The 24,995-nt window shown below is 40.7% G+C and carries 24 protein-coding genes; 14 read left to right on the forward strand and 10 right to left on the reverse strand.

The window, feature by feature from the left end; all coding sequences use genetic code 11:
- The first annotated feature begins 333 nt into the window (after nucleotides 1–333).
- Together ACE1AT_RS14805 and lspA are read left to right on the forward strand one after the other, a co-directional pair.
- Entirely contained in the window at nucleotides 334–921 is a 588-nt protein-coding gene (locus ACE1AT_RS14805; protein ID WP_374869555.1) for a biotin transporter BioY, read from the forward strand.
- Nucleotides 922–1,123: 202 nt separating this feature from the next.
- Nucleotides 1,124–1,594, forward strand: a complete 471-nt coding sequence (gene lspA / locus ACE1AT_RS14810; protein WP_374869557.1) for a signal peptidase II — start codon at nucleotides 1,124–1,126, stop codon at nucleotides 1,592–1,594.
- 242 nt (nucleotides 1,595–1,836) lie between these two features.
- Here the strand turns inward: lspA and ACE1AT_RS14815 are convergent, their stop codons facing one another.
- Nucleotides 1,837–2,448, reverse strand: coding sequence for a hypothetical protein (locus ACE1AT_RS14815; protein WP_374869559.1), 612 nt, complete (start codon nucleotides 2,446–2,448; stop codon nucleotides 1,837–1,839).
- A gap of 442 nt (nucleotides 2,449–2,890) precedes the next feature.
- Here ACE1AT_RS14815 and ACE1AT_RS14820 point away from each other — a divergent pair, with 442 nt between their 5' ends.
- Nucleotides 2,891–5,164, forward strand: a complete 2,274-nt coding sequence (locus ACE1AT_RS14820) for a transglycosylase domain-containing protein (RefSeq protein ID WP_374869561.1) — start codon at nucleotides 2,891–2,893, stop codon at nucleotides 5,162–5,164.
- Between the two features lie 149 nt (nucleotides 5,165–5,313).
- On the opposite strand, the gene ACE1AT_RS14825 is transcribed toward ACE1AT_RS14820, so the two are convergent.
- Both ACE1AT_RS14825 and ACE1AT_RS14830 read right to left on the reverse strand, forming a co-directional pair.
- Nucleotides 5,314–6,942, reverse strand: a complete 1,629-nt coding sequence (locus ACE1AT_RS14825) for a DUF4335 domain-containing protein (protein ID WP_374869563.1) — start codon at nucleotides 6,940–6,942, stop codon at nucleotides 5,314–5,316.
- Nucleotides 6,939–7,568: a DUF3038 domain-containing protein gene (locus tag ACE1AT_RS14830; RefSeq protein WP_026086637.1), complete on the reverse strand. Its 630-nt coding sequence runs from the start codon at nucleotides 7,566–7,568 to the stop codon at nucleotides 6,939–6,941. Before ACE1AT_RS14830 ends, ACE1AT_RS14825 begins: the two co-directional genes overlap by 4 nt.
- Nucleotides 7,569–8,029: 461 nt before the next feature.
- On the opposite strand from ACE1AT_RS14830, the gene ACE1AT_RS14835 reads away from it, so the two are divergent.
- The 4 genes from ACE1AT_RS14835 to ACE1AT_RS14850 all read left to right on the forward strand — a co-directional run bounded on the left by ACE1AT_RS14835 (nucleotide 8,030) and on the right by ACE1AT_RS14850 (nucleotide 10,907).
- Entirely contained in the window at nucleotides 8,030–8,548 is a 519-nt protein-coding gene (locus tag ACE1AT_RS14835) for an adenine phosphoribosyltransferase (protein WP_374869565.1), read from the forward strand.
- Nucleotides 8,549–8,697: 149 nt separating this feature from the next.
- Nucleotides 8,698–9,744 carry an ABC transporter permease gene (locus ACE1AT_RS14840; RefSeq protein WP_374869567.1) on the forward strand — a complete coding sequence of 349 codons (1,047 nt, stop codon included), beginning with the start codon at nucleotides 8,698–8,700 and terminating at the stop codon, nucleotides 9,742–9,744.
- 103 nt (nucleotides 9,745–9,847) lie between these two features.
- Nucleotides 9,848–10,126 (forward strand): hypothetical protein, encoded by a 279-nt coding sequence (locus ACE1AT_RS14845; protein WP_374869569.1) that lies wholly within the window; start codon nucleotides 9,848–9,850, stop codon nucleotides 10,124–10,126.
- 76 nt (nucleotides 10,127–10,202) lie between these two features.
- Nucleotides 10,203–10,907, forward strand: a complete 705-nt coding sequence (locus tag ACE1AT_RS14850; protein WP_374869571.1) for a class I SAM-dependent methyltransferase — start codon at nucleotides 10,203–10,205, stop codon at nucleotides 10,905–10,907.
- A 149-nt stretch (nucleotides 10,908–11,056) separates the two neighbouring features.
- Here the strand turns inward: ACE1AT_RS14850 and cydB are convergent, their stop codons facing one another.
- Nucleotides 11,057–12,070, reverse strand: coding sequence for a cytochrome d ubiquinol oxidase subunit II (gene cydB / locus ACE1AT_RS14855; protein ID WP_374869573.1), 1,014 nt, complete (start codon nucleotides 12,068–12,070; stop codon nucleotides 11,057–11,059).
- Between the two features lie 9 nt (nucleotides 12,071–12,079).
- Nucleotides 12,080–13,522 carry a cytochrome ubiquinol oxidase subunit I gene (locus ACE1AT_RS14860; protein ID WP_374869574.1) on the reverse strand — a complete coding sequence of 481 codons (1,443 nt, stop codon included), beginning with the start codon at nucleotides 13,520–13,522 and terminating at the stop codon, nucleotides 12,080–12,082.
- Nucleotides 13,523–13,736: 214 nt separating this feature from the next.
- Between ACE1AT_RS14860 and ACE1AT_RS14865 the strand changes: the two genes are divergently transcribed.
- The 3 genes from ACE1AT_RS14865 (at nucleotide 13,737) to ACE1AT_RS14875 (ending at nucleotide 16,561) form a co-directional block, all read left to right on the forward strand.
- Entirely contained in the window at nucleotides 13,737–14,561 is an 825-nt protein-coding gene (locus tag ACE1AT_RS14865) for a sulfatase-like hydrolase/transferase (protein WP_374869576.1), read from the forward strand.
- A gap of 166 nt (nucleotides 14,562–14,727) precedes the next feature.
- Entirely contained in the window at nucleotides 14,728–14,931 is a 204-nt protein-coding gene (locus ACE1AT_RS14870) for a hypothetical protein (protein ID WP_374869578.1), read from the forward strand.
- Between the two features lie 148 nt (nucleotides 14,932–15,079).
- On the forward strand, nucleotides 15,080–16,561 hold the full coding sequence (locus ACE1AT_RS14875) for a hypothetical protein (protein ID WP_374869580.1): 1,482 nt from the start codon (nucleotides 15,080–15,082) through the stop codon (nucleotides 16,559–16,561).
- 48 nt (nucleotides 16,562–16,609) lie between these two features.
- Here the strand turns inward: ACE1AT_RS14875 and ACE1AT_RS14880 are convergent, their stop codons facing one another.
- A complete protein-coding gene (locus tag ACE1AT_RS14880) occupies nucleotides 16,610–16,969 on the reverse strand; it encodes a hypothetical protein (protein ID WP_374869582.1) in 360 nt (119 codons plus the stop codon).
- Between the two features lie 177 nt (nucleotides 16,970–17,146).
- On the opposite strand from ACE1AT_RS14880, the gene ACE1AT_RS14885 reads away from it, so the two are divergent.
- A complete protein-coding gene (locus ACE1AT_RS14885; protein ID WP_374869584.1) occupies nucleotides 17,147–17,296 on the forward strand; it encodes a hypothetical protein in 150 nt (49 codons plus the stop codon).
- A 107-nt stretch (nucleotides 17,297–17,403) separates the two neighbouring features.
- Here the strand turns inward: ACE1AT_RS14885 and ACE1AT_RS14890 are convergent, their stop codons facing one another.
- Nucleotides 17,404–18,525, reverse strand: coding sequence for a hypothetical protein (locus ACE1AT_RS14890; RefSeq protein ID WP_374869586.1), 1,122 nt, complete (start codon nucleotides 18,523–18,525; stop codon nucleotides 17,404–17,406).
- Between the two features lie 634 nt (nucleotides 18,526–19,159).
- On the opposite strand from ACE1AT_RS14890, the gene ACE1AT_RS14895 reads away from it, so the two are divergent.
- Both ACE1AT_RS14895 and ACE1AT_RS14900 read left to right on the forward strand, forming a co-directional pair.
- A complete protein-coding gene (locus tag ACE1AT_RS14895) occupies nucleotides 19,160–20,494 on the forward strand; it encodes an exo-alpha-sialidase (RefSeq protein ID WP_374869588.1) in 1,335 nt (444 codons plus the stop codon).
- A gap of 10 nt (nucleotides 20,495–20,504) precedes the next feature.
- Nucleotides 20,505–21,410, forward strand: a complete 906-nt coding sequence (locus ACE1AT_RS14900; protein ID WP_374869590.1) for a sulfotransferase — start codon at nucleotides 20,505–20,507, stop codon at nucleotides 21,408–21,410.
- Between the two features lie 40 nt (nucleotides 21,411–21,450).
- Here the strand turns inward: ACE1AT_RS14900 and ACE1AT_RS14905 are convergent, their stop codons facing one another.
- The gene (locus ACE1AT_RS14905; RefSeq protein WP_374869592.1) at nucleotides 21,451–22,740 is read right to left on the reverse strand and encodes an RNA-guided endonuclease InsQ/TnpB family protein; all 1,290 of its coding nucleotides are present in this window, start codon (nucleotides 22,738–22,740) and stop codon (nucleotides 21,451–21,453) included.
- 178 nt (nucleotides 22,741–22,918) lie between these two features.
- Nucleotides 22,919–23,581, reverse strand: a complete 663-nt coding sequence (gene msrA / locus ACE1AT_RS14910) for a peptide-methionine (S)-S-oxide reductase MsrA (RefSeq protein WP_374869594.1) — start codon at nucleotides 23,579–23,581, stop codon at nucleotides 22,919–22,921.
- 75 nt (nucleotides 23,582–23,656) lie between these two features.
- Between msrA and crcB the strand changes: the two genes are divergently transcribed.
- Nucleotides 23,657–24,070 (forward strand): fluoride efflux transporter CrcB, encoded by a 414-nt coding sequence (gene crcB / locus ACE1AT_RS14915; protein ID WP_374869770.1) that lies wholly within the window; start codon nucleotides 23,657–23,659, stop codon nucleotides 24,068–24,070.
- Between the two features lie 5 nt (nucleotides 24,071–24,075).
- Here crcB and crtB read toward each other — a convergent pair whose 3' ends face one another.
- Nucleotides 24,076–24,972 (reverse strand): cyanoexosortase B, encoded by an 897-nt coding sequence (gene crtB / locus ACE1AT_RS14920; RefSeq protein WP_374869596.1) that lies wholly within the window; start codon nucleotides 24,970–24,972, stop codon nucleotides 24,076–24,078.
- Nucleotides 24,973–24,995: the final 23 nt, after the last annotated feature.

Raw genomic sequence — 24,995 nt, forward strand, 5'->3', positions numbered from 1 at the left:
AAGAGAAGGTTAAAGACCCAAGGATTATGTCGTTTCAGGCTATTGGCTACTAGCTTTAAATCAAAGCGCGATCGCTTGGTTAAACTATAATCATAATTTCTCAAAAAAAGGATAAAATATAGCATTTACAGAAAAATGAGCAATAATCCCAAGCAGGGTCAATCCAAAATCCATAGACGCACAAAGTGCGCCTACCAAAGGTAGGCGCGTTAGCGACAGGCGTGCAAGTAGCCACTCCGTGTCTACTCGACAGAGTAATCCAAAATCCAAAATCGAATAACCTATTATTAGTTATTTTGCTTTTACATGAGAATTTGCACGAGTGTATTGTAAATGTTAGCCGCGTCCAATCAGTTGTTATGGTCTATGATTGGCTTACTGCTAACTATGGGTGGTACCTTCCTAGAAGCAAATATTACCACCTTACCTTGGAGTTGGAGTAAGCACGGAATTCATACTTTTTCCTTGGGTGTCACTTTTCAAATCGGCGGTGTGCTACTTGTTGGATGTTTAGGCGGCAAAAATGCTGGCGCCATTTCACAAATAGCGTATTTGGTGATGGGGCTAACTTTATTACCCGTATTTGCTAGTGGCGGTGGTCTTGGCTATGTTAAGCTATCACAGTTTGGTTATTTACTAGGCTTTATTCCAGGAGCTTGGATTTGTGGCTTTTTTGCCTTTAAAGCCAGACCTCGACTGGAAGCACTAGCATTTAGTTGTATTTGTGGCTTGTTAACTGTTCACGTCTGCGGTATTAGTTATTTGATTCTCAGCTATGTTTTACAGTTACAAGGCACAGAAAATCTGACCCTGATGCAAGCAATCCTCAGATATTCTTGGTTTGCACTACCAGGACAACTAGCTGTGATTTGTGCTGTCACTGTCATAGCGTATGTGCTACGTCACTTAATGTTTTATTAGTCATTGGTCAAGTGTCATTGGTCAAAACTAATGACTAATAATTCTTGACTCAGTAAGTCGGCGGGAATAAACATAAATTATGTTACTAAAAGTAACCATGTCTAAAAGCTTTATCAATGACCAATTACAAATGACCAATGACCAATGACAAATAACAATCCCAACTAGTTAGCTTTATCTGTGCCGACTTACTTATTTTGCCATGCGTTTTAAAAATAAATTCTTCTGGATTACTGGCTTTATCGCTTTTTTTTTAGACCAAATCACAAAATATTGGGTGGTACAAACCTTTAGCTTGAAACAAACATTGCCACTGTTACCTGGTATATTTCACTTAACATATGTGACTAATACTGGTGCAGCTTTTAGCTTGCTATCAGGAAAAGTAGAGTGGTTACGCTGGCTATCTTTGGGAGTGAGTTTAGCACTAATAGCTTTGGCATGGTTGGGCCCAAACTTAAACCGTTGGGAGCAATGGGGTTATGGTTTAATATTGGGTGGCGCTATGGGTAATGGTATAGACCGCTTTGCTTTAGGTTATGTTGTTGATTTCCTAGACTTTCGACTGATTAACTTTCCTGTTTTTAATCTGGCAGATGTGTTTATTAATATTGGTATTGTTTGTTTGTTGATTGCCACTTTTCAAAAAACGCCAACCTCTAGTCGCAGGTAAATTTTATCAAAAAAGGGTGTAGGAGAAATACATTGGTTGCGATCGCACCTCATTTTCATTTCCTCCTCCACACGACACACATCCCAAAATACACAAACAAGAGGCTATGTAGAATAGCCTCTTGTTGTCTTAAAAAAGCGGCAAATTTTTAAACACGTCAAAAACTAAGAAACCTGTATCAGAATCATCTCATAAACAAGGTGAAGCCTGATCTTTATGATTATTGACCAGTACCAGTACCATTATGGTGCTGGAGTTGTGGTGCTATCCGGTGCTGGAGTTACGCTATCCGGTGCTGGAGTGATCTGAGTTGGATTGCTAGAGTCAGATGGTGAAGTTGTATTATCCGGAGTTGTGCTGTTCGGTGCTGGAGTTATGCTGTCCGGTGCCGGAGTTGTGCTGTCCGGTGCTGGAGTTATGCTGTCCGGTGCCGGAGTTGTGCTGTCCGGTGCTGGAGTTGTGCTGTCCGGTGCTGGAGTTGTGGTGCTATCCGGAGTTGTGCTGTCCGGTGCTGGAGTTGTGGTGCTATCCGGAGTTGTGCTGTCCGGAGTTGTGGTGCTATCCGGTGCTGGAGTTGTGCCTTCAGGAGCCGGAGTTGTACTCTCAGGAGCCGGAGTTGTACTATCCGGTGTTGTAGTGCCGCTCGATGCTCCCTGACAACGGGAATTTAATGGAAAATATTCACACAGAATCTTCTTCCCCTCTGGTGAAAGTTTAATTTCTGGGGGTGAGGTTGTGGTTTCTTGATTCTGTTGGCTTAGTTCAGGAAATTTGGTGATTTGGGCAGCAGCAATATTGCTGGTTAATGCCACAGTCAGGGCCGCGCCTGTCAGGGTAATAAATTTCCCCTTCATATTACTTAACCTCAACACCTTCAAAGAATACTCGGCCCATTAAATCAAACAATAGGTTTTATAAAATCTTCCTAAAAGTAGATGTTTTTTGAACATTTATATGTATTCTGTTTTTGGGATGTAAAAATTAAATCATTGCAATAATAAAATTTTTAGTAGAAATAAATACTACAAACCCAAGCTCAAATTGTTGACATCCAAGCAAATAGGCTATTTAAAGATAAAACCGAGTAGAACCAAGAGGAAAGTTCTTGACTACATCAACATGTAAAAAAACTAACGTTTAAAGTCATATTGATATATATTATCTTGATGTCAATAAAAATCGGGAACCACTCTGTGCTGCTAACGTCCTTGTAACGTTATGAGTACAATGGTGGAATACAAACATCAAGATGGCAGTTCGCCGATTTTTCAGTAATATCCGTGGTTTCTTTAGCCGATGAGTTCCCCCCAACCCCCTCAAAAGCCACAAACATTGCTTGGTCAGATAACGCAAGCAGTACAAACAATTCAAGCTCGGGTTGATTTTTCCAAACTAGCACTTAAGCCTAATGCCAGAGTACCAGAACTCTGGGTGCAGGATGCAGGGGCGGATAAGGCAGAAGTGTATCCGCTATTGGGCGATCGCTATATGCTAGGTCGCAGTTCCAAATCCTGCGATATCGTCGTCCGCAACCCGGTTGTCAGCCAAATTCACTTGTCACTGTCGCGGGATTCTACTCAACGGCAACCTATTTTTGTCATCAAAGATGAAAATTCCACAAATGGCATTTATCGTGGCAAGCGTCGGCTCACATCCCTAGAATTGCGTCATGGTGATGTCCTCACCTTGGGACCGCCAGAACTGGCTGCTTCAGTGAAGCTACAATACGTTGATCCACCCCCTTGGTATGTCAAAGCCGCAACTTGGACTGCTTACGGGATTGGTGGTGTTAGCGCTCTGACAGTGCTAGTGATTGGTGCTGAATCGCTAAGATTTCGTGTTAGACCTCTACCTAACCCAACTCGCGCTCCTGTGGTTGTATATGCAGGTGATGGGGAAACACCGCTACGTGAGCCAAGGAATACTGCTCATGTAGACATGAAAGGACTCAAAGATTTCGGGCCGTATTTGCCGTCGGCGGTAGTTGCTTCTGAAGATAGCCGTTACTACTGGCATTTTGGCGTAGATCCCTATGGGATTCTCCGAGCCGTCCTGATCAATACTCGCAGTGGTGATGTACAACAAGGTGCTAGTACAGTTACCCAGCAAGTCGCTCGCAGTTTGTTCCGTGATTATGTAGGTAGACAAGATTCTCTTGGCCGCAAAGTACGAGAGGCGATCGTTTCTCTAAAATTAGAAACCTTTTACAGCAAAGACCAGATTTTATTGACTTATTTAAACCGAGTATTTTTAGGGGCTGATACTTCTGGGTTTGAAGATGCTGCACGGTATTACTTTGATAAGTCAGCCAAAGAATTAACATTGGCTGAATCTGCGACTTTAGTGGGTATTTTGCCTGGACCTAACAGTTTTAATTTCTGTGGCGATAATCAAAGTAGAACACGCATTATAGAGTATCGTAACCGCGTTCTACGGCGGATGCTTGAAGCGGGTAAAATCAAGCAAGATGATTATAATCGAGCCAGACGATCGCCTGTAGATGTCAGCCCGAAAGTCTGTCAACAGCAAGCAAAAACTATCGCGCCGTATTTCTACAGCTACATTTTCCAAGAACTGGAATCCATCTTGGGAAAAGACTTAGCGGGTGAAGGTAACTTTATTATCGAAACTCAGCTAGACATCGGGATGCAACAACAGGCTGAAGCTTCGTTGCGTAACTATGTTAACAACGCTGGGAGCAATTTTAACTTTTCCGAAGGAGCAATAGTTACCCTAGATTCCAGTACTGGCGGTATCCGAGCAATGGTAGGTGGTACAGATTATAGAACTAGCCAGTTCAATCGGGCTTATCAGGCTAAAAGACAACCTGGTTCCACCTTTAAAGTCTTTGCTTACGCCGCAGCCATCGAACAAGGAATTTCACCCGCTACAAGTTATTCCTGCTCTCCCTTAAATTGGCAGGGTTTTACCTATAAACCTTGTCGAGCAGGTTCTGATGTGAGTTTAAGTATTGCTACTGGACTTGCCCAATCTGAAAACCCTATCGCCCTACGAGTTGCTAGACAAATTGGGCTAAATAGAGTACTAGAGATGGCAAAGCGTTTGGGAGTCAAATCAAATTTAGATCCAGTACCAGGATTAGTGTTAGGACAAAGCGAAGTCAATGTTTTGGAAATGACTGGTGCTTTTGGGGCTATAAGTAATCGCGGTGTCTGGAACCGTCCCCATGCAATTAGCCGTATTTTAGATAGTAGTGATTGTCGCGATCGCAAAGATTTAAAAACTTGCCGTGTAATTTACGCCTTTGATAAGGATGCCGAAGCTAACAAAAGCGTACTGCGAAACGATATCGCCGATACTATGAATCGCTTACTCCGAGGAGTAGTCACAAATGGTACTGGTGGCCGCGCTGCGATCGGTGATTTCGCAGTATCTGGGAAAACTGGTACAACCAACAGCAATGTTGACTTATGGTTTATTGGTTATATTTCTAGTCGCCAACTAGTAACTGGTATTTGGCTAGGCAACGACAACAATTCCCCGACATCTGGTAGTAGCGCTCAAGCTGCCCAATTGTGGGGGAATTATATGGGTAGAGTCGTTAGATAGAGATCGGGGATCGGAGGGCGGGAGACAAGGGAGACAAGGGAGACAAGGGAGACAAGGGAGATAAGGGAGCAGGGAGCAGGGAGCAGGAAGAATAACTAATCCCCGATCCCCGATCCCCGATTCCCGATCCCCGATCCCCGATCCCCAACTCACTGATACCCTTGCCAAGGTGTAATTTCTAACTTCCCAGTTGGCTGAAAGATGACTTGGAAATGAGCCAGAGGTTCTTTATTTATTGACACTGATTGATTTGAGGAGTTAGATGACTGGAACATTTGTGGCAGGGGTGTTTCTCGAAAGTAATCAAAGGCTACTTGGTTGAGTGGTTCATAATCAGTAATAAGGCCATCTTTGTTGACTGCCACACGATACTTTAAATCGATGGTATAGCTGGGTTTACCATGCCAATTTTGGCGAATACCATCATACAGTTGTTGATTTAACTGTTTAACTTGATTAGCATCAGAAATTTTAGCTCCGATGACATCCGGTTTGGTGGTGTAACCACGCCAAGGACTAACTTGCAGTACGCCATCTCTAGTGAAGACGACTCGATATTGAGCGATTGGTTCGTTGGTAATTGGAGGGCGAACAGCAGGATTGTAAATTAAATTTGGTAGAGGAGTTTGATTTACTGCTTGATTTGCCTCTGGATTGACAGCTTTGTAACCAACGATCGCGCCATCTGCTGCTACACCTACACGAAAGACTAAATCTTCCTTCAGTCCTTGGCGATTTTTCCAGTTGGGGTGAATTTGGTTATAAACTTGCCGATTTAAGGCACGTAACTGAGACGCATCTGTGATTTCAGGAACACTAGTTAAAAGTGCTTCTAAATTTTGATTAACTACAGATGTTGAATTCGGTGTGGAGTTAGCAACAGTTGTAGAAGTGGGTGTAGGAGTAAATTCGGGAGTTGCTGCAATCTGTTCATTAACAGCTGGAGTCGGGGTAAATTCGGGGGTCGCTGCTATTTGTGGATTGACAGTTGGAGTCGGGGTAAATTCGGGGGTCGCTGCTATTTGTGCATTCACACCGGAGGTGGGATTTGTCGCTATTAGTTGATTGGCATTTGGCGAAGGAGTATTAGTCGCTTCTGGATTAGCAGCTGGTGTTGACGGAGTGACACTTAAGGCGGTTGAGTCAGATTGTTGCTGTGTAGTTGTTTGTGGTGGAGGGGGAGGTGGTATCATGGCAAAAGCGATCGCCGCAGCTGCCAAACTAGTTACCCCGACACTAGCTGGTACTACCTGCTTAACCAAACCTTCACTACCAGAGCCATAACGTCTCGGAACTGGTTGTAATTCTAACGATAGCTCCGGTAAAGTTTGGGTATCAGCAAAAAATTGATCAACGGCTTCTACCAAATCAAATAACTGTACTGTATTTAAATCTATTTGAACTGGCTGCTTGCCATCATGAACATAATTAGGCTGTAATATTTGCCCATTAGGAATTTCTGAATGTACAATCAATCGATGTCGATTGTACTCCAGCTTTTGCATTTGCACCAATTCAGAATCAAAATTGTGCGCTTGGGGGTGAGAAACGCTACTCAAAAATTCTTGAGCATAAGCACTAACCGCTCTCACCAAACTTTCAAAAAATTCCCTACCACCCGATAGTGGTTGACCATAACCTGATAAATAACATTCTGCATTTACCAATATCGATAGTGCTGGGCGCAGTTCCTGAAATTGTGCAGCCCTTGTAGCATCACTTAAACCCTCTAGAACTAACGTGCAATTTGGTAAACTATACTTACGTTGAATATTCATTCCACTTCACCGTCAAAAAGACTAATCCAGAAGCGCTGCATTCCAGCCGTACCTGTACAAAATAGTAATTTACCCAGCAAATCTATAGCCAACTCATCTAATTTTTCATCTGAATTTAATGCCATGACTCCAGAACGGCGTGGATTCATCCGGCTTTTAAAATGTGCTCTAAACCGTTCTAGGTAATTAGACAATCGTAAATTTTGTTCGAGTGGAATCTGCTTTTCATCCAGTTGCTGGTATATCATGAGCAACTGACGAATTACAACTGTCAAGCGCCGTGCTAAATAACAAGCAATTACCACTAAGGCTTTGGCCTCCGTAATTGTCAAAGAGCGGCGGATATGCGCTCTTCTGAGGGGATTAGTGCTACGCATTCGCCACAAATTCACCCTGTCTTTAATAATTCCTTTCAATTCCAACTCTTGTGCAAATGACAAAATGGCTTCTGAACTACCAAGTTCTAAAGCTTCAATGGCCAATAAAATCAAGTCTATTTGCACCCTAGTTTTACGGGGGCAAGAAGCCTGTCCCTCAATAGCAGGATCAGGTAGAGTATCCAAAATCATCGGCGGTGACTGGGGAATAGGGCTGTTATATGGCGTTAAACTAGCGGAGACATTCATTATAAATACCTTGTGCAGCTGCAACAGAGTCGGTAAAACTAATTTAAGATATATAGCCAAATTGGCATGTGTTTGGTTGTGATCAGGGCATAGTCGCTCGATATATACATTAACTTACCCCTTCTATTTAAAGTTTTCCGCATACACAAAATGCAAGTTTTCCAAGCACAATTGTTTCTTATAGTTTACTTAGTATCATTTAATCCTTAGCTTGGTGTAGTTTCTGGTAATCGTCAATGGATGGTGTTTGTGAATATTTCCAAGCGTACGACATAATAGTGTACGATTTTTCAGGTATCTGCCCTCACTGATCGATGTATTTCCGTCGGCAAAATTGGGCTAATTAAGAAGGTAAAGGAAATCAGTAAGAATAAAGGCTGTGATTTCATGCCAACAAGCATTATTTCCTTCTTCCCTTTTGCCTTCTTACCCACCTTCATCTACGCTATCTTTCTTCACTTATGGATCTAAGGTCTCTGATTCGTGATATTCCAGATTTTCCTAAACCCGGAATTTTATTTCGGGATATCACCACACTACTGCGTGATCCCCAGGGGCTGCGCCACACCATAGACTTGTTTACACAAAGAATTCTAGAAGCCGGACTGAAAGCAGATTACGTCATCGGAATGGAGTCGCGGGGTTTCATGTTTGGTACACCTCTGGCTTATCAATTGGGAGCTGGTTTTATTCCTGTCCGTAAACCGGGCAAATTACCAGCAGCAGTACATTCGATTGAATATGAACTAGAATACGGTACAGATTGTTTGGAAGTACACCAAGATGCTTTGCACCCCCAAAGCCGAGTTTTGATTGTAGACGATTTGATTGCCACAGGTGGAACCGCAGGTGCAACTGCAAAATTAGTAGAAAAAATTGGCTGCGAACTGGTAGGCTTTGGGTTTATTATCGAGCTACGAGATTTACAAGGACGTAAAAATCTGCCAGATGTGCCGATTGTCAGCCTTGTTGAATATTAATAAATAGTCAGTTGTCAAGAGTCAAAAGTCTATTGTCAATTGTTCAGAGTACAGAGAATTTCAAATTGACCCTTGACCCTTGACCCTTGACCATTGACCCTTGACCCTTGACCATTGACCATTGACCATTGACCCTTGACTATTTTCAAATGACTACCACAAGAATTTCCCCAGAAGCATTTAGAGATGGGCTAGTAAGAATAGTTACTAACGAAACATTTCTTTATGTGATTAAAAGATTATTGCAGGCGCTGTTAACTTTGTTTTTGGCGTCGGCTTTGTCGTTTTTTATTATTCAGCTTGCTCCTGGGGATTTCTTATCAACGCTACAGCAAAACCCGAAAATCGATCCAGCGAGAATAGAACAACTCAGGCGACAATTTGGTTTGGATAAGTCATGGCCAGAGCAATTCTTTCTCTGGTTGTGGCGCATTCTCACTAGAGGGGATTTTGGCACGAGTTTTGTTTACCAACGTTCTGTAGCATCACTGATTTGGGAGCGGGTTCCAGCAACTTTATTGTTGGCTATTTCTTCTTTAATTGTGACTTGGGCGATCGCTATTCCTTTGGGTATCGTTGCTGCTGTGAAGCAAAATCGCTTGACAGACCGGATTTTACAAGTGGTTAGCTATGCTGGGCAAGGATTTCCCAGTTTCATCACTGCTTTGTTATTGCTGATTTTTGCTCAATTGACTACTCCCATATTTCCTGTAGGTGGGATGACTAGCATCAATCACACCGATTTGACATGGTTTGGTAGAATCCTCGATGTCGGCTGGCACATGATTTTACCCACCGTCGCTCTTAGTATCACTAGCTTTGCTGGCTTGCAACGCATCACTCGTGGTGAACTACTGGATGTATTACGTCAAGATTACATCCAAACGGCTCGCGCCAAAGGACTACCAGAAAATCGAGTCATTTACGTTCATGCTCTGCGAAACGCCATCAACCCCCTAATTACTTTGTTAGGTTTTGAATTGGCGGGTTTATTAAGTGGCGCATTTATTGCCGAATTTTTCTTTAATTGGCCTGGTTTAGGAAGATTGACTTTGCAAGCAGTGCAAAATCAAGATTTATATTTACTAATGGCAAGTTTGGTCATGGGTGCGGTGTTATTAATAGTTGGTAATTTAATAGCAGATTTGTTACTTAAAGTAGCCGATCCTCGTATTCGTTTAGAAAATTTAAATTAGTTATTTGTTATTAGTCATTTGTCATTTGTAAGAAATAGTAACTATTTATTAATCAATGACCAATGACCAATGACCAATGACCAATGACCAATGACGTTTAATTATGTTTTCCGAAATTTATTATTTGGTAAGGTCGCAAACTGACGGTCGTTATCTGACAGCCCGTCCCAACCCAGAAGATGTGAGTTATCTTTTGATGTTTCGCGAATACTCTGATGCTCTTAGCTATCTCAACACGCACGCTGGAGAATTAGCGAATCGTTTTGGTGTAGAATCTATTCCTGGATTGCAGCTCAAAGCTTTGCTCAAACGTTGGGGTTTTGGCGGTGTGGCTATGGTTTCTGATCCGTTATTACCAAAAATTGAATTTTTACAGATATGAAAGCAGTCCCAATTTGGTGCAGGTATTTTGAATTGTTTTATCTTCCTTGTCTCTTGTAATTCTTACAGGACTATAAATGTCAAACCAGAGTATAGATTTTGACAAAAACCCACCAGTTACAAGCAATGAATATGACAACATGGCGCGAATAGCTCTACCTGGCTATGATGCCATGCATACAATGGTGTTATCTTGTTTGCGATCGCACTTAGCAAAAAAAGCAAATCTGTTGATTGTCGGTGCTGGTACGGGGATGGAGTTAGTCAAGCTTGCTCAGGGTAATCAAAACTGGCACATGCTAGGTGTAGATCCATCTGCTGATATGCTGGCTGTTGCCCAAGAAAAAATTCAGCAGCAGGGATTATCTGAGCAAGTCATCCTATTTCGGGGATACACCTACGATTTACCGACTCATCCTTTATATGATGCGGCAACTTCTATTTTAGTGATGCATTTTATTCCAGATGATGGCAGTAAACTGGCTTTTTTGCAAAGTATCGCCCAACGTTTGCAATCATCAGCAGCTTTCATCTTAGTAGACGTGTTTGGTGAAAAAAACACTCGTGAATTTGAGCGGACTGTTTCTTTTCTCAAAGAATATTGGCAAGAAATGAAAGTACCGCCAGAAAAGATCGCGGCATTGCTAGAATCACTGAACACGGGTGTTTATCCGATTCCAGAAGCTAGAGTATTAGAGTTGTTACAGCAAGCTGGTTTTGGAGATGTAATGAGATTTTATACAGGACTTTGGGTTGGTGGTTGGGTGGCGATTAAAAAATAAAGCTTGGTGTCTTTGTGTCTTGGTGTTTCAATAATTAATTATTTTTTTTCACCACATAGACGCGCTAGCGGCTACTTGCAGAAGTCGCTACGCGCCTACCGGAACGGTAGGCACAAAGACACAAAGAAATTTTCATTTTCCTGATTTACTTACTCTCCGTAGTGACCGCCAGTGATTTTCCCGCGGAAGACAATGTATTGATAGAGATTGTAAAACAACATTACGGGGATCAGCGCACCAATGAAAATAATCATAAAAACCAGCGCACTCGGATCAGCAGCAGCTTCATAAATGGTGATTTCAGTCGGAATGATATAGGGAAAGACAACCATTGCTAACCCTATAAATGTCAGCAAAAACAGCAGAATTGTCCAGATCAAAGGCGCTCTTTCTTCTTTGCGAAATAAGCTTCTAATTAATAGTGAAATCAACAAAACTCCCAACACCGGAATCACAGCAAATATGTACACCTGCGGCCGATGGAACAAACGCTCTCTGGCGTAATCGTAAAATATCGGAGTGCCAATTGTAATCAAAATGGCTCCGATGAGAGTTGTCACAGCTGCAATCTTCGCAGTTTTATAGTGGGCTTCCTGTAATTCGCCTGTGGTTTTCCATACTAAATAAGTAGAACCAATTAGGACGTAGCCTTGAATCAGAGTCAAAGCAACCAGTACAGTTTGCCAACTCAACCAATCCCAAGTTGTACCGATAAAATGGCCTGTTTGGTCTACCTTAATTGCTTTGAGTACACCACCAAGGGCAAATCCTTGACCCAAGGCTGCGAGAAAACTTCCAGCACCAAAGGCAAAGTTCCAAAATAATTTTCGTTTGGCTTGTTCGCGAAATTCAAAGGCGACAGCACGAAAAATCAGCCCAAATACCATCAACAAAATGGGAATGTAAAGGGCATTTAATATCGTGGCATAAGCAAGGGGAAATGCCCCAAACAAACTACCACCCATCAAAACTAACCAAGTTTCGTTCGCATCCCAAATATTACTCAAGCTAGTCATTAAGATCCCACGGCGTTCTTCGTTGGAAGCAGTCAGAGATAAAATTCCGACTCCCAAGTCAAACCCATCCAGCATGACATAGAGAAACAGGAAAAGAGCTAAGATACCGAACCATACCTGCGGTAAAAAATAACTTAGTGTCTCCATCTAGACCTCCTATTGCTGTGCTTCCACAGGACGTTCATCTGGGATAAATTCTCCGGGAGTAGTTTCGACTGCGGGTTGGTTTTCTACACCTGGTATGGGTAAATCTAGTCTTGGTCCTCTACGGATAATCCGACTACCGAAGTATAAAACGGTGAAAAATAAAAGGCTGTAGACGGTTGCAAACCCAATTAAAGATGTTAAAACATTGCTTGCAGGCAAATTCGAGGCAGCATCAGCAGTGCGAATCAGTCCGTAGACAGTCCACGGTTGTCTACCTACACAACGAACTATCCAACCTGACTCTACCGCTATATATCCTAAAGGAGCAGCAAAAATCCAACCCAGCATTAACAGGCGTTGTTGAGCGATATTTTCGGGTGAGAGTTTACCGCGTAGCCACTGAAGAGTGCTAATTAGCATTAATCCTGCTAAGAAGAAGCCAATAGCAATCATGATCCGGAAAGAGTAATAAATTAATCCAATGAGATGTGGTCTATCTGCTGGTTGCCATTCTTTTAAACCACGCACAGGTTGAGAAAGTTTTTGTTTGAATTCTAAAATATAGCCCAAGGCATTGGGAACGATGATTTCCCAGTCATTTTTCTCGGCTTGTTCATTGGGTAAAGCCACCAAACTCCAATCTGCTGGTTGTCCAGCTGGGGTTGTATGCCATTGTGCTTCCATTGCTGCTAATTTAGAGGGCTGGTAGTGGTATACTTGCTCACCACTCAAATGTCCCACGTATATTTGTAATGGTGTGACTGCGATCGCAGTTGCTAAGGCAATTTTAAAAGCCTTGGCAAAAAAGGCGCTTTGGCGATTATTGAAAATATACCAAGCACTAATCCCACCAATCACAAACAGTGAAGTTTCTAGTGTGCCAAGAAACATATGTGACACACTCACTGCCATAAACGGATTGAAAATACCTTGAAAGTAATCATGGACGACAAACTTACCGTTGACCATTTCTCCACCCGCAGGAGTTTGCAACCAGGAATTAGCTGCCAAAATCCAGAATGTTGATAAGTTAGCACCAACGGCAACCAAAATAGTAGAGATCAAGTGAATGATCGGGTGAACACGTTCCCAGCCAAACACCATTATTCCTAAAAAAGCAGCTTCTAGCATAAATGCCCAAGAAGCTTCAAAGCCGATGACACTACCAAAAAAATTACCAATCGCTTCCGATAACGGCGCCCAGTTTGTCCCAAACTGAAACTCCATCGGGATACCAGTAGCTACACCAATACCAAAGTTTAAAATATAGAGTTTTGACCAAAAACGAGCATGGTAGTAGTAATCTGGGTTACGAGTCTTTAACCATACTCCCTCTACAATCACTAGATAAATTGCCATACCTGTAGTTAGTACAGGCCAAAGCATGTGAAATATGGCTGTCAAAGCAAACTGCATCCGCGACAGCGTCACGGTATTAGAGAGAAATTCCATAAGTCCTTCCTTTCACTGGTTGAACAACTATGTGTCAGGATTGTCACCCACTACATAAGCAGTGATTACTCGTAACTGTGACAATCCTTTACAAAGTTTTAACGTATGACTTGATGTCGTGAGAGTAAAAGGTAGGCGATCGCAAATATTTCACAACGCTAACTCAGTGACGAATGTATAATTTTCGGAAAGTCAATCTTTATACTCAATATCCATGCCCAACAATCTTGTATACATCATCATGGATAGCTGCCGATATGACAGCTATGCAGCTGCTGCAACACCCAATATTGATTTGCTAGGAAAAGCAGAGTGTCGCTATAGCTATGCATCTTGGACTTCTCCTTCTCACTACACTATGCTGATGGGCATGATTCCACATCAAAGCCCACGCGGTGTATTTGCTTCAGAAGTGTACAAGCAGGAGTTTGTCAAATGGGTGGATCGTTTGAATATCCCAAACCTGTCTTTTAAAACTTTTGTTCCTTACTTATCTTTACCGAAAGTTTTACAAGACAATGGCTATAAAACAATCGCTAGAGTTTCCATGCCTGTTCTCAATCAATTTACCAATATTAACAAGTATTTTGATGACTATAAATTAATGCCAAGTCATACTGATTTTCCATCCATGATTCAGGAAATGGAATTTCCTGATGATCAACCTCGTTTTTACTTTTTCAATTTAGGCGAAACCCATTATCCCTATATGTTAAAGGGGGATGATCTGCCCCGAATATCTGGTGTGCATGGAGTCTTTAAACATATTGATGAGTTTTTATTGGTTGGTAATCAATCAGAAGAAAAGAAGTTTTTTGAACCAGAGGAAATGACTCGCTTACACAAGCAACAAATTAATTGTGTAGAGTATGTAGATAAATTCATTGGTGAATTATTTCATAAATGTCCTGACAATACACACATTATTATTACCGCTGATCACGGCGAATTATTTGGAGAAGATGGTTATTTTGGACACGGGCCAATTATGCATTCTAAATGTTTTGAAGTTCCATTTTTGGAAGGAAGAAGACCATAATCTGAATGTCAAAGTTTACCTATAGGATTAAAATTCAAATTAGTTTCAAAAACATCTACTATTTTTTTATATCTAAATAGAGTTTGTAGGAATTGATTGTCTTGAATTAAGTACCAGCATGATTAGTTGTGTTGTAGTTTAGTACTTGCATTGACCTGCAATGCGAATGTATCGACCTGCAATGTTAATGCATCGGCTTGCAATGCGAATGTATCGGCTTGCAATGTTAATGCATCGGCTTGCAATGCGAATGTATCGACCTGCAATGCGAATGTATCGACCTGCAATGCGAATGTATCGACCTGCAATGCGAATGTATCGACCTGCAATGCGAATGTATCGACCTGCAATGCGAATGCATCGGCTCTAGATGATTTTCTGATTTTTATCCTGTGCTGTTATTCAGATGTTGGAAAATTATTAAGAATCAAATGTTACACAGTCCCTGAAGTAACTGTGTATATCTTGAAACTCTTTCCTCTGTGGAATCAATTCCGTTTTTTAAAATCCAAAATCGGATGACTCAGGTGCGAATTTTTAATCCAGAACCAAACCCCGGATTAAGTGAAGCGAATTTTCGTAAAATTTGCAAAAACGGCTTTGGAGATGGGAATAATGCTTATGCTCATTCTATGGCTTGGTTTAATGGACACTTATATGTAGGGACAACACGCGCCAATTTTTGTCTGATCCGTCATAGTATGCCACAGGTGAAGATAGACGTTTGGCCTGTTGAATGTCCTCATAAAGTTTATTCGCCAGAATTTGAACGAACTTGGGCGCGAGCAGAAATCTGGCGCTACAACCCAGTAATCAAACATTGGGAACGGGTTTTTCAGGCTCCAATGACTTTCGGTAAAGAAGGGGATGAGTTCAGTCGTGACCTTGGCTACCGTGGGATGGCAGTTTTTCAAGGCAAATCAGACCCAGAACCAGCATTATATGTCAGCACCTGGTCAAGGTCTCGCGCCAATGGCCCGCTGATCATGCGTACTGAAGACGGTAAAAATTTTGAGATTGTCTCACAACCTGGATTAGTGGGTTTACCAATTACCAGTTTGCGCTTACTTATTCCCTTCAAAGGACGTTTATTTACTGCTCCCACCGGTGCTGCGGGAGGAAACCCTAATACTTCTGGAGTCACTCAAGTTTATGAAAGTAGCGATCCCGCCAAAGGAGAGTGGTATGCTGCAAGCGATCGCAGTTTTGGAGATCCTGACAATCGCACGATTTTCGAGTTACGCCCCTTCGGAGATTATCTCTATGCTGGAACTGTAAATAACAAGGGTTTCCAAATCTGGCGTACCAAAGCAGAAGGAAAGCCTCCCTATAATTGGACTAACGTGATCTCTAACGGTGCAGGTCGTGGTAGTCTTAACCAAATTGCTGCCAGCATGATGGTTTTTAAAGATGCCTTATATGTGGGTACTGGCATTCAAAATGGCGGTTACGATCACCTCAACAAAATAGGCCCTGCTGGTGCTGAAATTATCAGGATTCACCATGATGGTTCTTGGGATGTGATTATGGGAGACATCCGCAACGATGGTAAATGTCCTCTCAGTGGATTAGCAGCCGGATTCAATAGTCTATGTAATGGCTATCTTTGGAGAATGGGAGTACATGATGGCTGGCTGTACACAGGGACTATGGATTGGAGTGATATTATGCGTTATGTCTCCTTAGAAGGTAGACCAGAGAAAACAGTCCGAATGCTAAATCGAGTTGGTTTAGAAGAAATCGTCAAGCATCAAGGTGGTTTTGAAGTATGGCGCAGCTTTGATGGCGAAAACTGGCTACCAGTGACTCGACAAGGATTTGGCAATGTCTATAATTTTGGAGTCCGTAACTTCATTTCGACTCCACATGGTCTATTCATCGGGACAACCAATCCTTTTGGTCCACGTGTAGCAGTCCAAAAAGATGGAAAGTGGATATATGTAGATAATCCTGATGGTGGATTGGAAGTCTGGCAAGGGAGTTTTGATTGGGACTTATAGAGGTTAAACAAAAAACCAGGAAATTATACTCATATCGGAGATTGAAGACTACCGATTAAATGTAGAAATTGCTATATACAAAGATAAGCTTCCCAGTACAATTACACTTCCATAGAAACTTGAAACTATTACTTCACCGCAAGCCCATAAGAAATACTTTCTTTTTATCACTGAAATCATCAATGTCAAGACAGATAATAGAAATGACAATGTGTAAGCTTGATGCCAGCGAGTGCTTAAACCAAAAGCTTGTAGAGCGCTGAGAACAATAAAATAACAGGGAATTCCAAGGATGAGCAAACGCAATGCTAGTTTGTTTTGAGGAGCAGCATCTGCAATAAAAAAGTAACCAAAAAGCGCTACAACTCCATAGATATGAGAGCATAGACCAGCGAGGACGAGGTTCATGATTTGAATCGACGAGATTGTCATAGGTTTTTATGAACCATTGCAATTTCAACCGAAGACATAATAACTTGAATTAAGTCTGAAAAAATGAGTTGACATACTTGTATTCTTGGCTTTATTTAGACTAATTTAAAACAATTAGATGTATAGTTTTCTCTTTTGTCTTTTGAGTAGAATATGAAAATAAAAATATCTGACCTTAATATTCCTGAAGCTAACGACTACATTGAAGAATTGTCTCAAACTGAACAACTCAGTGTAAAAGGTGGATTACTTCCCTTACTCATTGGGGTTGCTCTTCTTCTATATTCACCAAATGCCTATTAGATAAGGCCTCATTCATCCTTAAATGGGAGAAGTGCAAACCAGTCTGAACGCCTGGTTAGTAACATCCTTTGAGAATCTCCGTGGCTTGAGCCGCGGAGATTGTTAATTCAATTACAGCTTCTGATAAACCCACAAAATAACCGTCTTCGACCTCTTCTGAGAGTGCCATTAGTGTCATTATTCTGTGTATTACCAGTAGAATCAATCACGCTTTCGGTGGCGTTATTGTAACGAGATTGTTGATTTTGAGGAAATCTATAATAATCTTCACTCCTGATGGGTTGGGGATTATTACTGTAAGTGAGCCTCATGACTAATTTGCCATCAGTCGAATTAACTGTTGTTTCTTGTTCACTACTATTACTAGTCTTACCAAAAACTACTTGTTTGCCATTTTGATTACCATTAAATGAATAATCGGCTAATGCATCAAATATACGGTAAACCCCAAAGTAATCCAGTCCGTTGACTCTACCGTTGTTTCCAGAAGTCAAAGGCACAAAATGATCTGCGGTTAGCTGGCAATTTTGAGAACTTACAGACTGTAAGATCATATAACCTTTTTGAGGCACGTTAATAGTCTTAAATAAATCGATCGCCATGCGATGGTCATTGATCTTATCATCTTGGTAGACCTGAACCAGCAGATTCGTCTGTTTCGGAAAACGTTTCATTTGCTGCTGGGTAATCTCAAAGGAATACCAAGGAGCCATGATATAAATAAATGCTGCTTTACTTCCCCATCGTTTTTCTACTAATCCCTTATAAGCCATTGCGGGAGTTGCACCGCCACCAAAAGAATGTCCCACAAAACCTACTTTTGTTAAATCCATAAATTTGCCATATTTAGCAGTGGCGGCTGCAAATCCACTCCAAAGTAAGGTATATCTTTGGGAGTGAGTTGCTCGCAAAGTCTTATATGGAGAATAAACTACTACATAACCCCGACTAACAATATGTTCTATAAGCTTTGCGTAGTATTGCGGAGAAGTTGCACCATAAGCATGAGAAAAAAATATTACTGGAGCAGGTGATAAGCTATTAGCAGGATGAAATACATAAACTTTTTCTCTTGGCCATTGGGGATGAACGAAAGTTTTTGTAATTACGCGACGAGAACCATCGCTACCATACCCTGTTGTGATCGGTAAGACAGCATTAGCACATTCTCTATCTGTGACTTGAGCGATCGCAGATCCTGAGTTAGATTTATTACCAGTATTTTTCAATATACTTTTTTGCAGAGTTCCGAATGAACAAGCACAAAGATTCGGACACATAAAGAAAATTATGAATACAAGTGGGGCTAAGTAGCGAATCATCCAAAGATTACTCCAACTGTCTGTGCAAACATAGGCAAACTAAAGTTATGTAAAGCTTCTAAACTGAAAAATTTATGCAATCTTTATTACTCTCAAAAAAGCTTTAGCGAAATTTTGTTTAATTCAGTATAAACTTTAGCATTGAACAGCAAGTTTTATCTTCTGCTCTAAATTAAACAGTATAAAGCAACAGACGATCTTGCAGTAGCATCATTTAAGTGTTTTGAAATTTGGTGCGATCGCTTTTATAAAATGTTGCATTGACAAGTTAGGTGTCAAGCTTTTGAAATATATCTGGCTAGACTGCTGTATACATACTGAGTGAAAAGTTTTTACTCAGACATATCAGTTAAACCATTAAATATTTTTAACAAGTTTAAAGGGTTTCATCAATAATCTACCGCAGGATAGGCAACTATCAAATTATTTTTATTTGGCAGTTGATAGTATATGCCAATTAATAAATAGCCTCTGTCAACAGAGGATTTTACAGGGGTGTAGCTACATATAGACCTAAAAATTGACAGAATCCAAACCAGAAATGAAAATTAAAAATGCGTTAGTTTTTGTAAGTGTATTACTACTCTTATCTCCTTATCATCCAGCCTTTAGTTCCACTAAAAACCATAAATATTCACTAGAAAAAGCGAAGCAATCACAGAATAATACGAATGTTGTTGCGGGTAAGGTTACTAATCTTCAGAGTTCCTCAGAACGAATGATTTCCTACAGACATCAAGAACGGATGTGGTTCACTGAAGATGGCGGAATGCATTTAATAATTAATGAGGGTAATAATTCTACAAATAGTAGCTTAGTGCTTTATTCTAGCTTTGACTATGGTGCTACATGGAAAGCTATGAACACAATCAGTAATACGAATGAAGAGTCAACTCCTGATGGATTTTTGTATAACAGTAACCTATTTTTAACTTATAGTTCCTCTACGGGTAAAATATACTTTTCCATCCTCCGCTACGATGCCACAAATAAGACTTGGCAAACCGTCAAAACAAACTTAGCCTATGAAGACGCTAATTATATTGCTAGCAATGCAACTCTAGCAGTAGATAAGAATAATCGCTTCTGGATTGCTTTTATTCGACAGAATTTAACTACAAATCAGTTTGAAATAAAAACTTTACATAGCACAACTAATGGTGCATCATGGCAAGATACTGGACTAACTCTCGGAACAGTAGATTCTTCGAGAGCAAAAAGCGCAAAGCTGGTCAGATTATCAGATAGGATGGGTGTTGTTTATACAAATCAAGATACGATTAACTGGGCATATCGGATGAATGACTGGTCATTGACTACACCTTGGTCAGAACAGCTGTTATTTCAGCATCAACCAGGCTCTGATAGAGACCCTTATGCTAGTCATTTCAACGTAGTTGTTGATCAACTCGAAAATATCCATGTCCCCACACGAGATCAAGGACAGTTATTATATCTAAGATTTGATGGGCAAAATCAAAGCTGGGATACTCCAAGAGTACTGACAGATGATTCTTCGGTTGCTTATGTGCAAGCAACTGTATCAGGTGATAATAGATTATTGATCTCATATAACCAACAGAGTTTTGTGAAAGTATTGCAAAGCTCCGATTATGGTAAAACTTTCCCTACTAGTACATTATTAGTACACCCAACACAAGAATCTCTTAACACATCAGCAGACTTTACACGTCCAAGAATTGAAGCACCAGCAAGAGTAGGGTCTTGGCTTCCTGTTCTTCAACAATTTGTGATGGATGGCAAACAAAGATTACTCTACTATAATTTGAAACTAGACACTACATCTCAAGCTTTGAATCATAATATTCCTACTGAGAACTTGAAGCTTTCTAGAGAACCAGTAGTACCAAATTAAATTTGCATTGATGTCCGTACCTCCACCTCTATTTATTCTGGGTTCCCCACGTTCTTTTACGTCTTTGATTTGCGCTATGCTAGGTCAGCATCCCGAAGCTTATGGGATGCCAGAACTAAATTTATTCATTACCGAAGCTCTGGAACAACTGTTAGATAGATTGAAGGGGGTACGTCAGTTTCAGATGCATGGTTTGTTGCGTACTGTAGCCCAACTCTATGCAGGCGAGCAAACTATTCTATCAGTAGAAATGGCGCGGCGTTGGGTATTAACCAGGCTGCATTGGACTACAGGGGAAGTATATCTAGAACTGAGCCGTAAAGTAGCACCACTACGCATTGTAGATAAAAGTCCAGCATATTCAACTGACTTAGATATTCTCAACCGGATGCGCCACTATTTTCCCAATGCTTATTATTTGCATCTTGTGCGTCATCCCAGAACTCAAGGAAAATCCATCATGAATATTGCTGATGGGTTAATGGCTATACTTGCTAATTCTATTGACTATTCTACAGATCCACCCACTGTTGATCCTCAAGTTTCGTGGTACAAAATGCAGTGCAATATTCTGGAGTTTTTAAGTACTATTCCTGTTCAGCAACAAATGCGTTTGCGAGGAGAAGATATGTTAAGTGATCCTCGTTCACATTTTGAACAACTATGCAAATGGTTAAATCTTTCCTGGGATGATTCAATCTATCAGGTCATGTTGCATCCTGAAAACTCTCCTTATGCTTGCTTGGGTCCCTACGGCGCTCAATTAGGTAATGACCCCAACTTTCTCAAATCACCTGGTTATCGCGCTTCTACTATCAAACCCAGCCATCTTGAGGGAGCTTTACCTTGGCGTCCAGATAATCAAGGCTTTACCCCTGAAGTGATCAAGATGGCTCAAGAATTGGGATATGATTGACCTCTCCCCGCCATAAATGGACGGGGATTCTAAACTGTTGCTACAAGGGAGGCGTTGCATCCGTCCCTTTCCGCTTTTTAGTTTTGGTTTCCCAGATACGAAATCTGGTAGGCACGGTCAAAAATGCCCTACAGACCTTGATAAGGCTTAAACCTAATTGTGTCTCTACTTTCCGCATTATGTTTGCGGCTCCGTTCAAATCAGCGTTGATGAGCTTGCCAGAACCAGTGCGATACATACCACGTTTAACTCGTTTTCCTGATGGCTTCCACGTTTCGGGTTTTTCGCCGTAGATTGGTAGAAAATCACCATCTAGAAAACTAGCCTTGCTGGTGTAGGATTCTTCGGTCTCAACGAACTTGATACCGTAGTTCTTGCACAGTTGCTTAACTCGCTCTTTAAGCTTTGCTGTTGGTATTTGAACAAAAGATTGAGTTGTTTTACCAAGTGTCGCTTCTTGTCTTTGACCTTGGTTCCATCCAAAAACAACTGTACCGATTTGATTTCCAATGCAGTGATGAACAACTATTTTCGCTGCTTTGTTCACTGCGTCTCTCATTTGTCGGTTACGCTTTTCTGTTATATGGGCTAACTGTTCATTCCAGTAGCCTTGTGGCTTACCTTCCTTGAGGACACTGACACGCTTGTTGTACCACTGGTTAAGCGATTTAACTTTGCGTCCATCAATAATAAGATTTGTCCCTACATTAGAAACGCAACTTAACCAATTATTGATACCAGGGTCAATGGCTAGTGCATATTGATGATTTAAATTTAATTCTGGTGTTGATTCTTGCTTATAGACAAATTCAGCATAAAAACATTGATTGCGTGGTAGTATTCGCAATTCCTTAATATCCTCAAACTGCAAGTTAGAAGGCATTGGGATTGTGAAACTATCAAGTTTAAACCATCTTTTTACGGTTGTTCCAAGTGGAATCTTGATACTATCACCAACTAACCTTAAAGCCTGTTTCGGATACGTTACCAAAGCATATCCCGCACCTTTGCGGTATTTAGGCAACCTTGGTTGAAAGTGCAATTCACCCAAGATGAACTTCTTGTCTAATTCTTTGAAAGATTTGAACGATTCAGCAACAGACCTCAATATTTGTTGTGCCGCCTGAGAATGCAAAACCTGATAGTGTTTGTTAGTCTTGTACTCCTTTTCAAGGTCATATTTACCAATTAACTTGCCAGTCTTGAAATAGAATTGACGAGCATAGTAGATGCCGCAGTTAGTCAGTTTATGAGACTCTGAACAAATGAACTCAAGCACTGCTTTTAATTCAATATCAGGATTGATTAGGTTTTGTTGACATCCATACATTTATTTCACCTCCTTGATATATACTAACGTTAAACACTAACATTAATTAATCTGCTTTATTGTTGGGAGTTTATAAACACCATTTAACGTGAGTTCGATAAATATTATTAGAATAATATTTATCGAACTCACGTTCATTTAAGATTGCTACAGTCAAAATCCTGACAACTAAATCAATCTAAATTTCAGATTCAACTAATCCCACAGGACAAGCTACATTTGTTCCTCCTAAACCGCAATAGCCACCAGGGTTTTTACCCAAGTATTGCTGATGGTAGTCTTCAGCGTAGTAAAATTCTGGCGCATTGAGGATTTCTGTAGTGATGTTACCGTAACCTGCGCTACTGAGGGCTTTTTGATACTGCTCCCGCGAAGCTTCAGCTAGCTTTTTTTGTTCCTCAGAGTATACATAAATTCCAGAGCGATACTGTGTACCGACATCGTTACCTTGACGCATTCCTTGGGTGGGATCATGGTTTTCCCAAAAGGTTTTGAGTAAATCGGTGTAACTAATCATTTTGGGATCATAAACAACCAACACTACTTCGTTGTGACCAGTCATGCCGCTACAAACTTCTTTATAGGTGGGGTTGGGAGTGATACCAGCAGCGTAACCAACTGCGGTAGTATAAACACCAGGAAGTTGCCAAAACTTACGTTCTGCGCCCCAAAAACATCCCATCCCAAAAATTGCCATTTCCATACCTTCTGGAAATGGAGGCTGGATAGGATTACCTAACACATAGTGACGGTTATTTACTTGCATCGATTCAGCCCGTCCTGGCAAAGCTTCCTGATGACTAGGCAATGTTAATTTTTTACCAAATCCAAATAGCACCATTGACTTTTACTCTAATATGTGAGATTTATTTTTACTTTACTTAATATTTTAAAGATTATAGCGATCGCCTGCATGATGTTACTACTACAAGTTTTACAACAACCAACTGTGAGAAATGCGATCGCTATTAGTTTAGGAGCTATAGCAGGCGCTTTGAGCCGCTACTATTTAACAGTGTGGTTTACCCAACGTTTTGGTATAAGTTTCCCCTATGGCACATTTGTGATTAATCTTAGTGGCTGCTTTTTTATGGGATTTTTCGCTACCCTAGCTTTGTATAAAGCAGATATTATCTCTCCAGAAGTGCGTTTATTGGTAGCAACAGGATTTTTAGGAGCCTACACAACCTTCTCAACTTATGGGCTAGATACTATTAACCTATTAAATAGTGGTAATTTGGCCAAAACAGTTTTTTATTGGGCTGGTAGTGCAATCTTGGGAATTATCAGCATCCAACTAGGGGTGATTTTGGCTAGATTTTGGAGATAAAATATTTAAGTATTTATTTGTTCTTTTTGAATAACAACAGATTCAGAGAAGAAATTATCAAGATTATTCAGTATAGGTATTAATAGCAAAAGCATCACAGCAGAAAACATATCGCCACCCCAACTATCATGTAACCAATGAAAAGCTGCTTCGTTACCTGTACCATGAAAATAGGTGAGTAAAGTATTGCGAATAATATTGCCGCTAACACTAATCAACATTGCTATCAATAAAAATGAAACTGTCTTACGGCGAGACGATAAATTACCAGTCCAATAAAGTAGCATTAAGCCAACATAGAGAGTAGTAAATAACATTTTTAGCCCCGCACAATATGGAGCTACTTCTACAATTCTTCCTCCCACATATATATTGATATCATCGACAGTGACTGTCATTCCAAATTGATTTAGAATAAAACCCGCAGTACCAGCAATAAAACTTTGTAAAGGGAAGGTATAGGGAGCAAGTAAATAGGGTAGTAGTGTTGGTGTTGCCAGAAAAACTAATAGCAAAGGAAACTTTTGTAACTTGAAGCCAGAAATACCTTTCAACCATAAGCACAATCCTGTAAGTATAGCTGGGAAGGAAAGATTAACCCATTCGCTAATACCGCTAAGATAAAAAATTCCTCCTATTAATAATAGGACAGCACCCAAGGGATGCTGATGGTTTGGTAGTCTTTGCCATAGTTTACGCTTGAGCCAAGCTATATATACGGCAAAAGGTAAGCCAATCATCCCGTGACTAAAATATTCGTGTTCTGTACTAATATTTTTATGCAACCAACCATCCAGCCAATATAGTAATAAAGGTGCATAAAGCAGTCCTAAAATACCTATAATGGCTAAACTAAGCAACTTCGGTGAAATTTTATCTTGAAATGAACGTTGATTGAGCATAAATTTTAGTCATTGGTCATTGG

The organism is Pelatocladus sp. BLCC-F211 (assembly GCF_041928655.1).
Lineage (GTDB): Bacteria > Cyanobacteriota > Cyanobacteriia > Cyanobacteriales > Nostocaceae > Pelatocladus.

What these genes read in the sequence shown, in the direction of transcription:
- ACE1AT_RS14805 (WP_374869555.1), top strand. Translation starts at nt 334, where the DNA reads ATGTTAGCCGCGTCCAATCAGTTGTTATGGTCTATGATTGGCTTACTG.
- lspA (WP_374869557.1), top strand. Translation starts at nt 1,124, where the DNA reads ATGCGTTTTAAAAATAAATTCTTCTGGATTACTGGCTTTATCGCTTTT.
- ACE1AT_RS14815 (WP_374869559.1), bottom strand. Translation starts at nt 2,448, where the DNA reads ATGAAGGGGAAATTTATTACCCTGACAGGCGCGGCCCTGACTGTGGCA.
- ACE1AT_RS14820 (WP_374869561.1), top strand. Translation starts at nt 2,891, where the DNA reads ATGAGTTCCCCCCAACCCCCTCAAAAGCCACAAACATTGCTTGGTCAG.
- ACE1AT_RS14825 (WP_374869563.1), bottom strand. Translation starts at nt 6,942, where the DNA reads ATGAATATTCAACGTAAGTATAGTTTACCAAATTGCACGTTAGTTCTA.
- ACE1AT_RS14830 (WP_026086637.1), bottom strand. Translation starts at nt 7,568, where the DNA reads ATGAATGTCTCCGCTAGTTTAACGCCATATAACAGCCCTATTCCCCAG.
- ACE1AT_RS14835 (WP_374869565.1), top strand. Translation starts at nt 8,030, where the DNA reads ATGGATCTAAGGTCTCTGATTCGTGATATTCCAGATTTTCCTAAACCC.
- ACE1AT_RS14840 (WP_374869567.1), top strand. Translation starts at nt 8,698, where the DNA reads ATGACTACCACAAGAATTTCCCCAGAAGCATTTAGAGATGGGCTAGTA.
- ACE1AT_RS14845 (WP_374869569.1), top strand. Translation starts at nt 9,848, where the DNA reads ATGTTTTCCGAAATTTATTATTTGGTAAGGTCGCAAACTGACGGTCGT.
- ACE1AT_RS14850 (WP_374869571.1), top strand. Translation starts at nt 10,203, where the DNA reads ATGTCAAACCAGAGTATAGATTTTGACAAAAACCCACCAGTTACAAGC.
- cydB (WP_374869573.1), bottom strand. Translation starts at nt 12,070, where the DNA reads ATGGAGACACTAAGTTATTTTTTACCGCAGGTATGGTTCGGTATCTTA.
- ACE1AT_RS14860 (WP_374869574.1), bottom strand. Translation starts at nt 13,522, where the DNA reads ATGGAATTTCTCTCTAATACCGTGACGCTGTCGCGGATGCAGTTTGCT.
- ACE1AT_RS14865 (WP_374869576.1), top strand. Translation starts at nt 13,737, where the DNA reads ATGCCCAACAATCTTGTATACATCATCATGGATAGCTGCCGATATGAC.
- ACE1AT_RS14870 (WP_374869578.1), top strand. Translation starts at nt 14,728, where the DNA reads ATGTATCGACCTGCAATGTTAATGCATCGGCTTGCAATGCGAATGTAT.
- ACE1AT_RS14875 (WP_374869580.1), top strand. Translation starts at nt 15,080, where the DNA reads ATGACTCAGGTGCGAATTTTTAATCCAGAACCAAACCCCGGATTAAGT.
- ACE1AT_RS14880 (WP_374869582.1), bottom strand. Translation starts at nt 16,969, where the DNA reads ATGAACCTCGTCCTCGCTGGTCTATGCTCTCATATCTATGGAGTTGTA.
- ACE1AT_RS14885 (WP_374869584.1), top strand. Translation starts at nt 17,147, where the DNA reads ATGAAAATAAAAATATCTGACCTTAATATTCCTGAAGCTAACGACTAC.
- ACE1AT_RS14895 (WP_374869588.1), top strand. Translation starts at nt 19,160, where the DNA reads ATGAAAATTAAAAATGCGTTAGTTTTTGTAAGTGTATTACTACTCTTA.
- ACE1AT_RS14900 (WP_374869590.1), top strand. Translation starts at nt 20,505, where the DNA reads ATGTCCGTACCTCCACCTCTATTTATTCTGGGTTCCCCACGTTCTTTT.
- ACE1AT_RS14905 (WP_374869592.1), bottom strand. Translation starts at nt 22,740, where the DNA reads ATGTATGGATGTCAACAAAACCTAATCAATCCTGATATTGAATTAAAA.
- msrA (WP_374869594.1), bottom strand. Translation starts at nt 23,581, where the DNA reads ATGGTGCTATTTGGATTTGGTAAAAAATTAACATTGCCTAGTCATCAG.
- crcB (WP_374869770.1), top strand. Translation starts at nt 23,657, where the DNA reads ATGTTACTACTACAAGTTTTACAACAACCAACTGTGAGAAATGCGATC.
- crtB (WP_374869596.1), bottom strand. Translation starts at nt 24,972, where the DNA reads ATGCTCAATCAACGTTCATTTCAAGATAAAATTTCACCGAAGTTGCTT.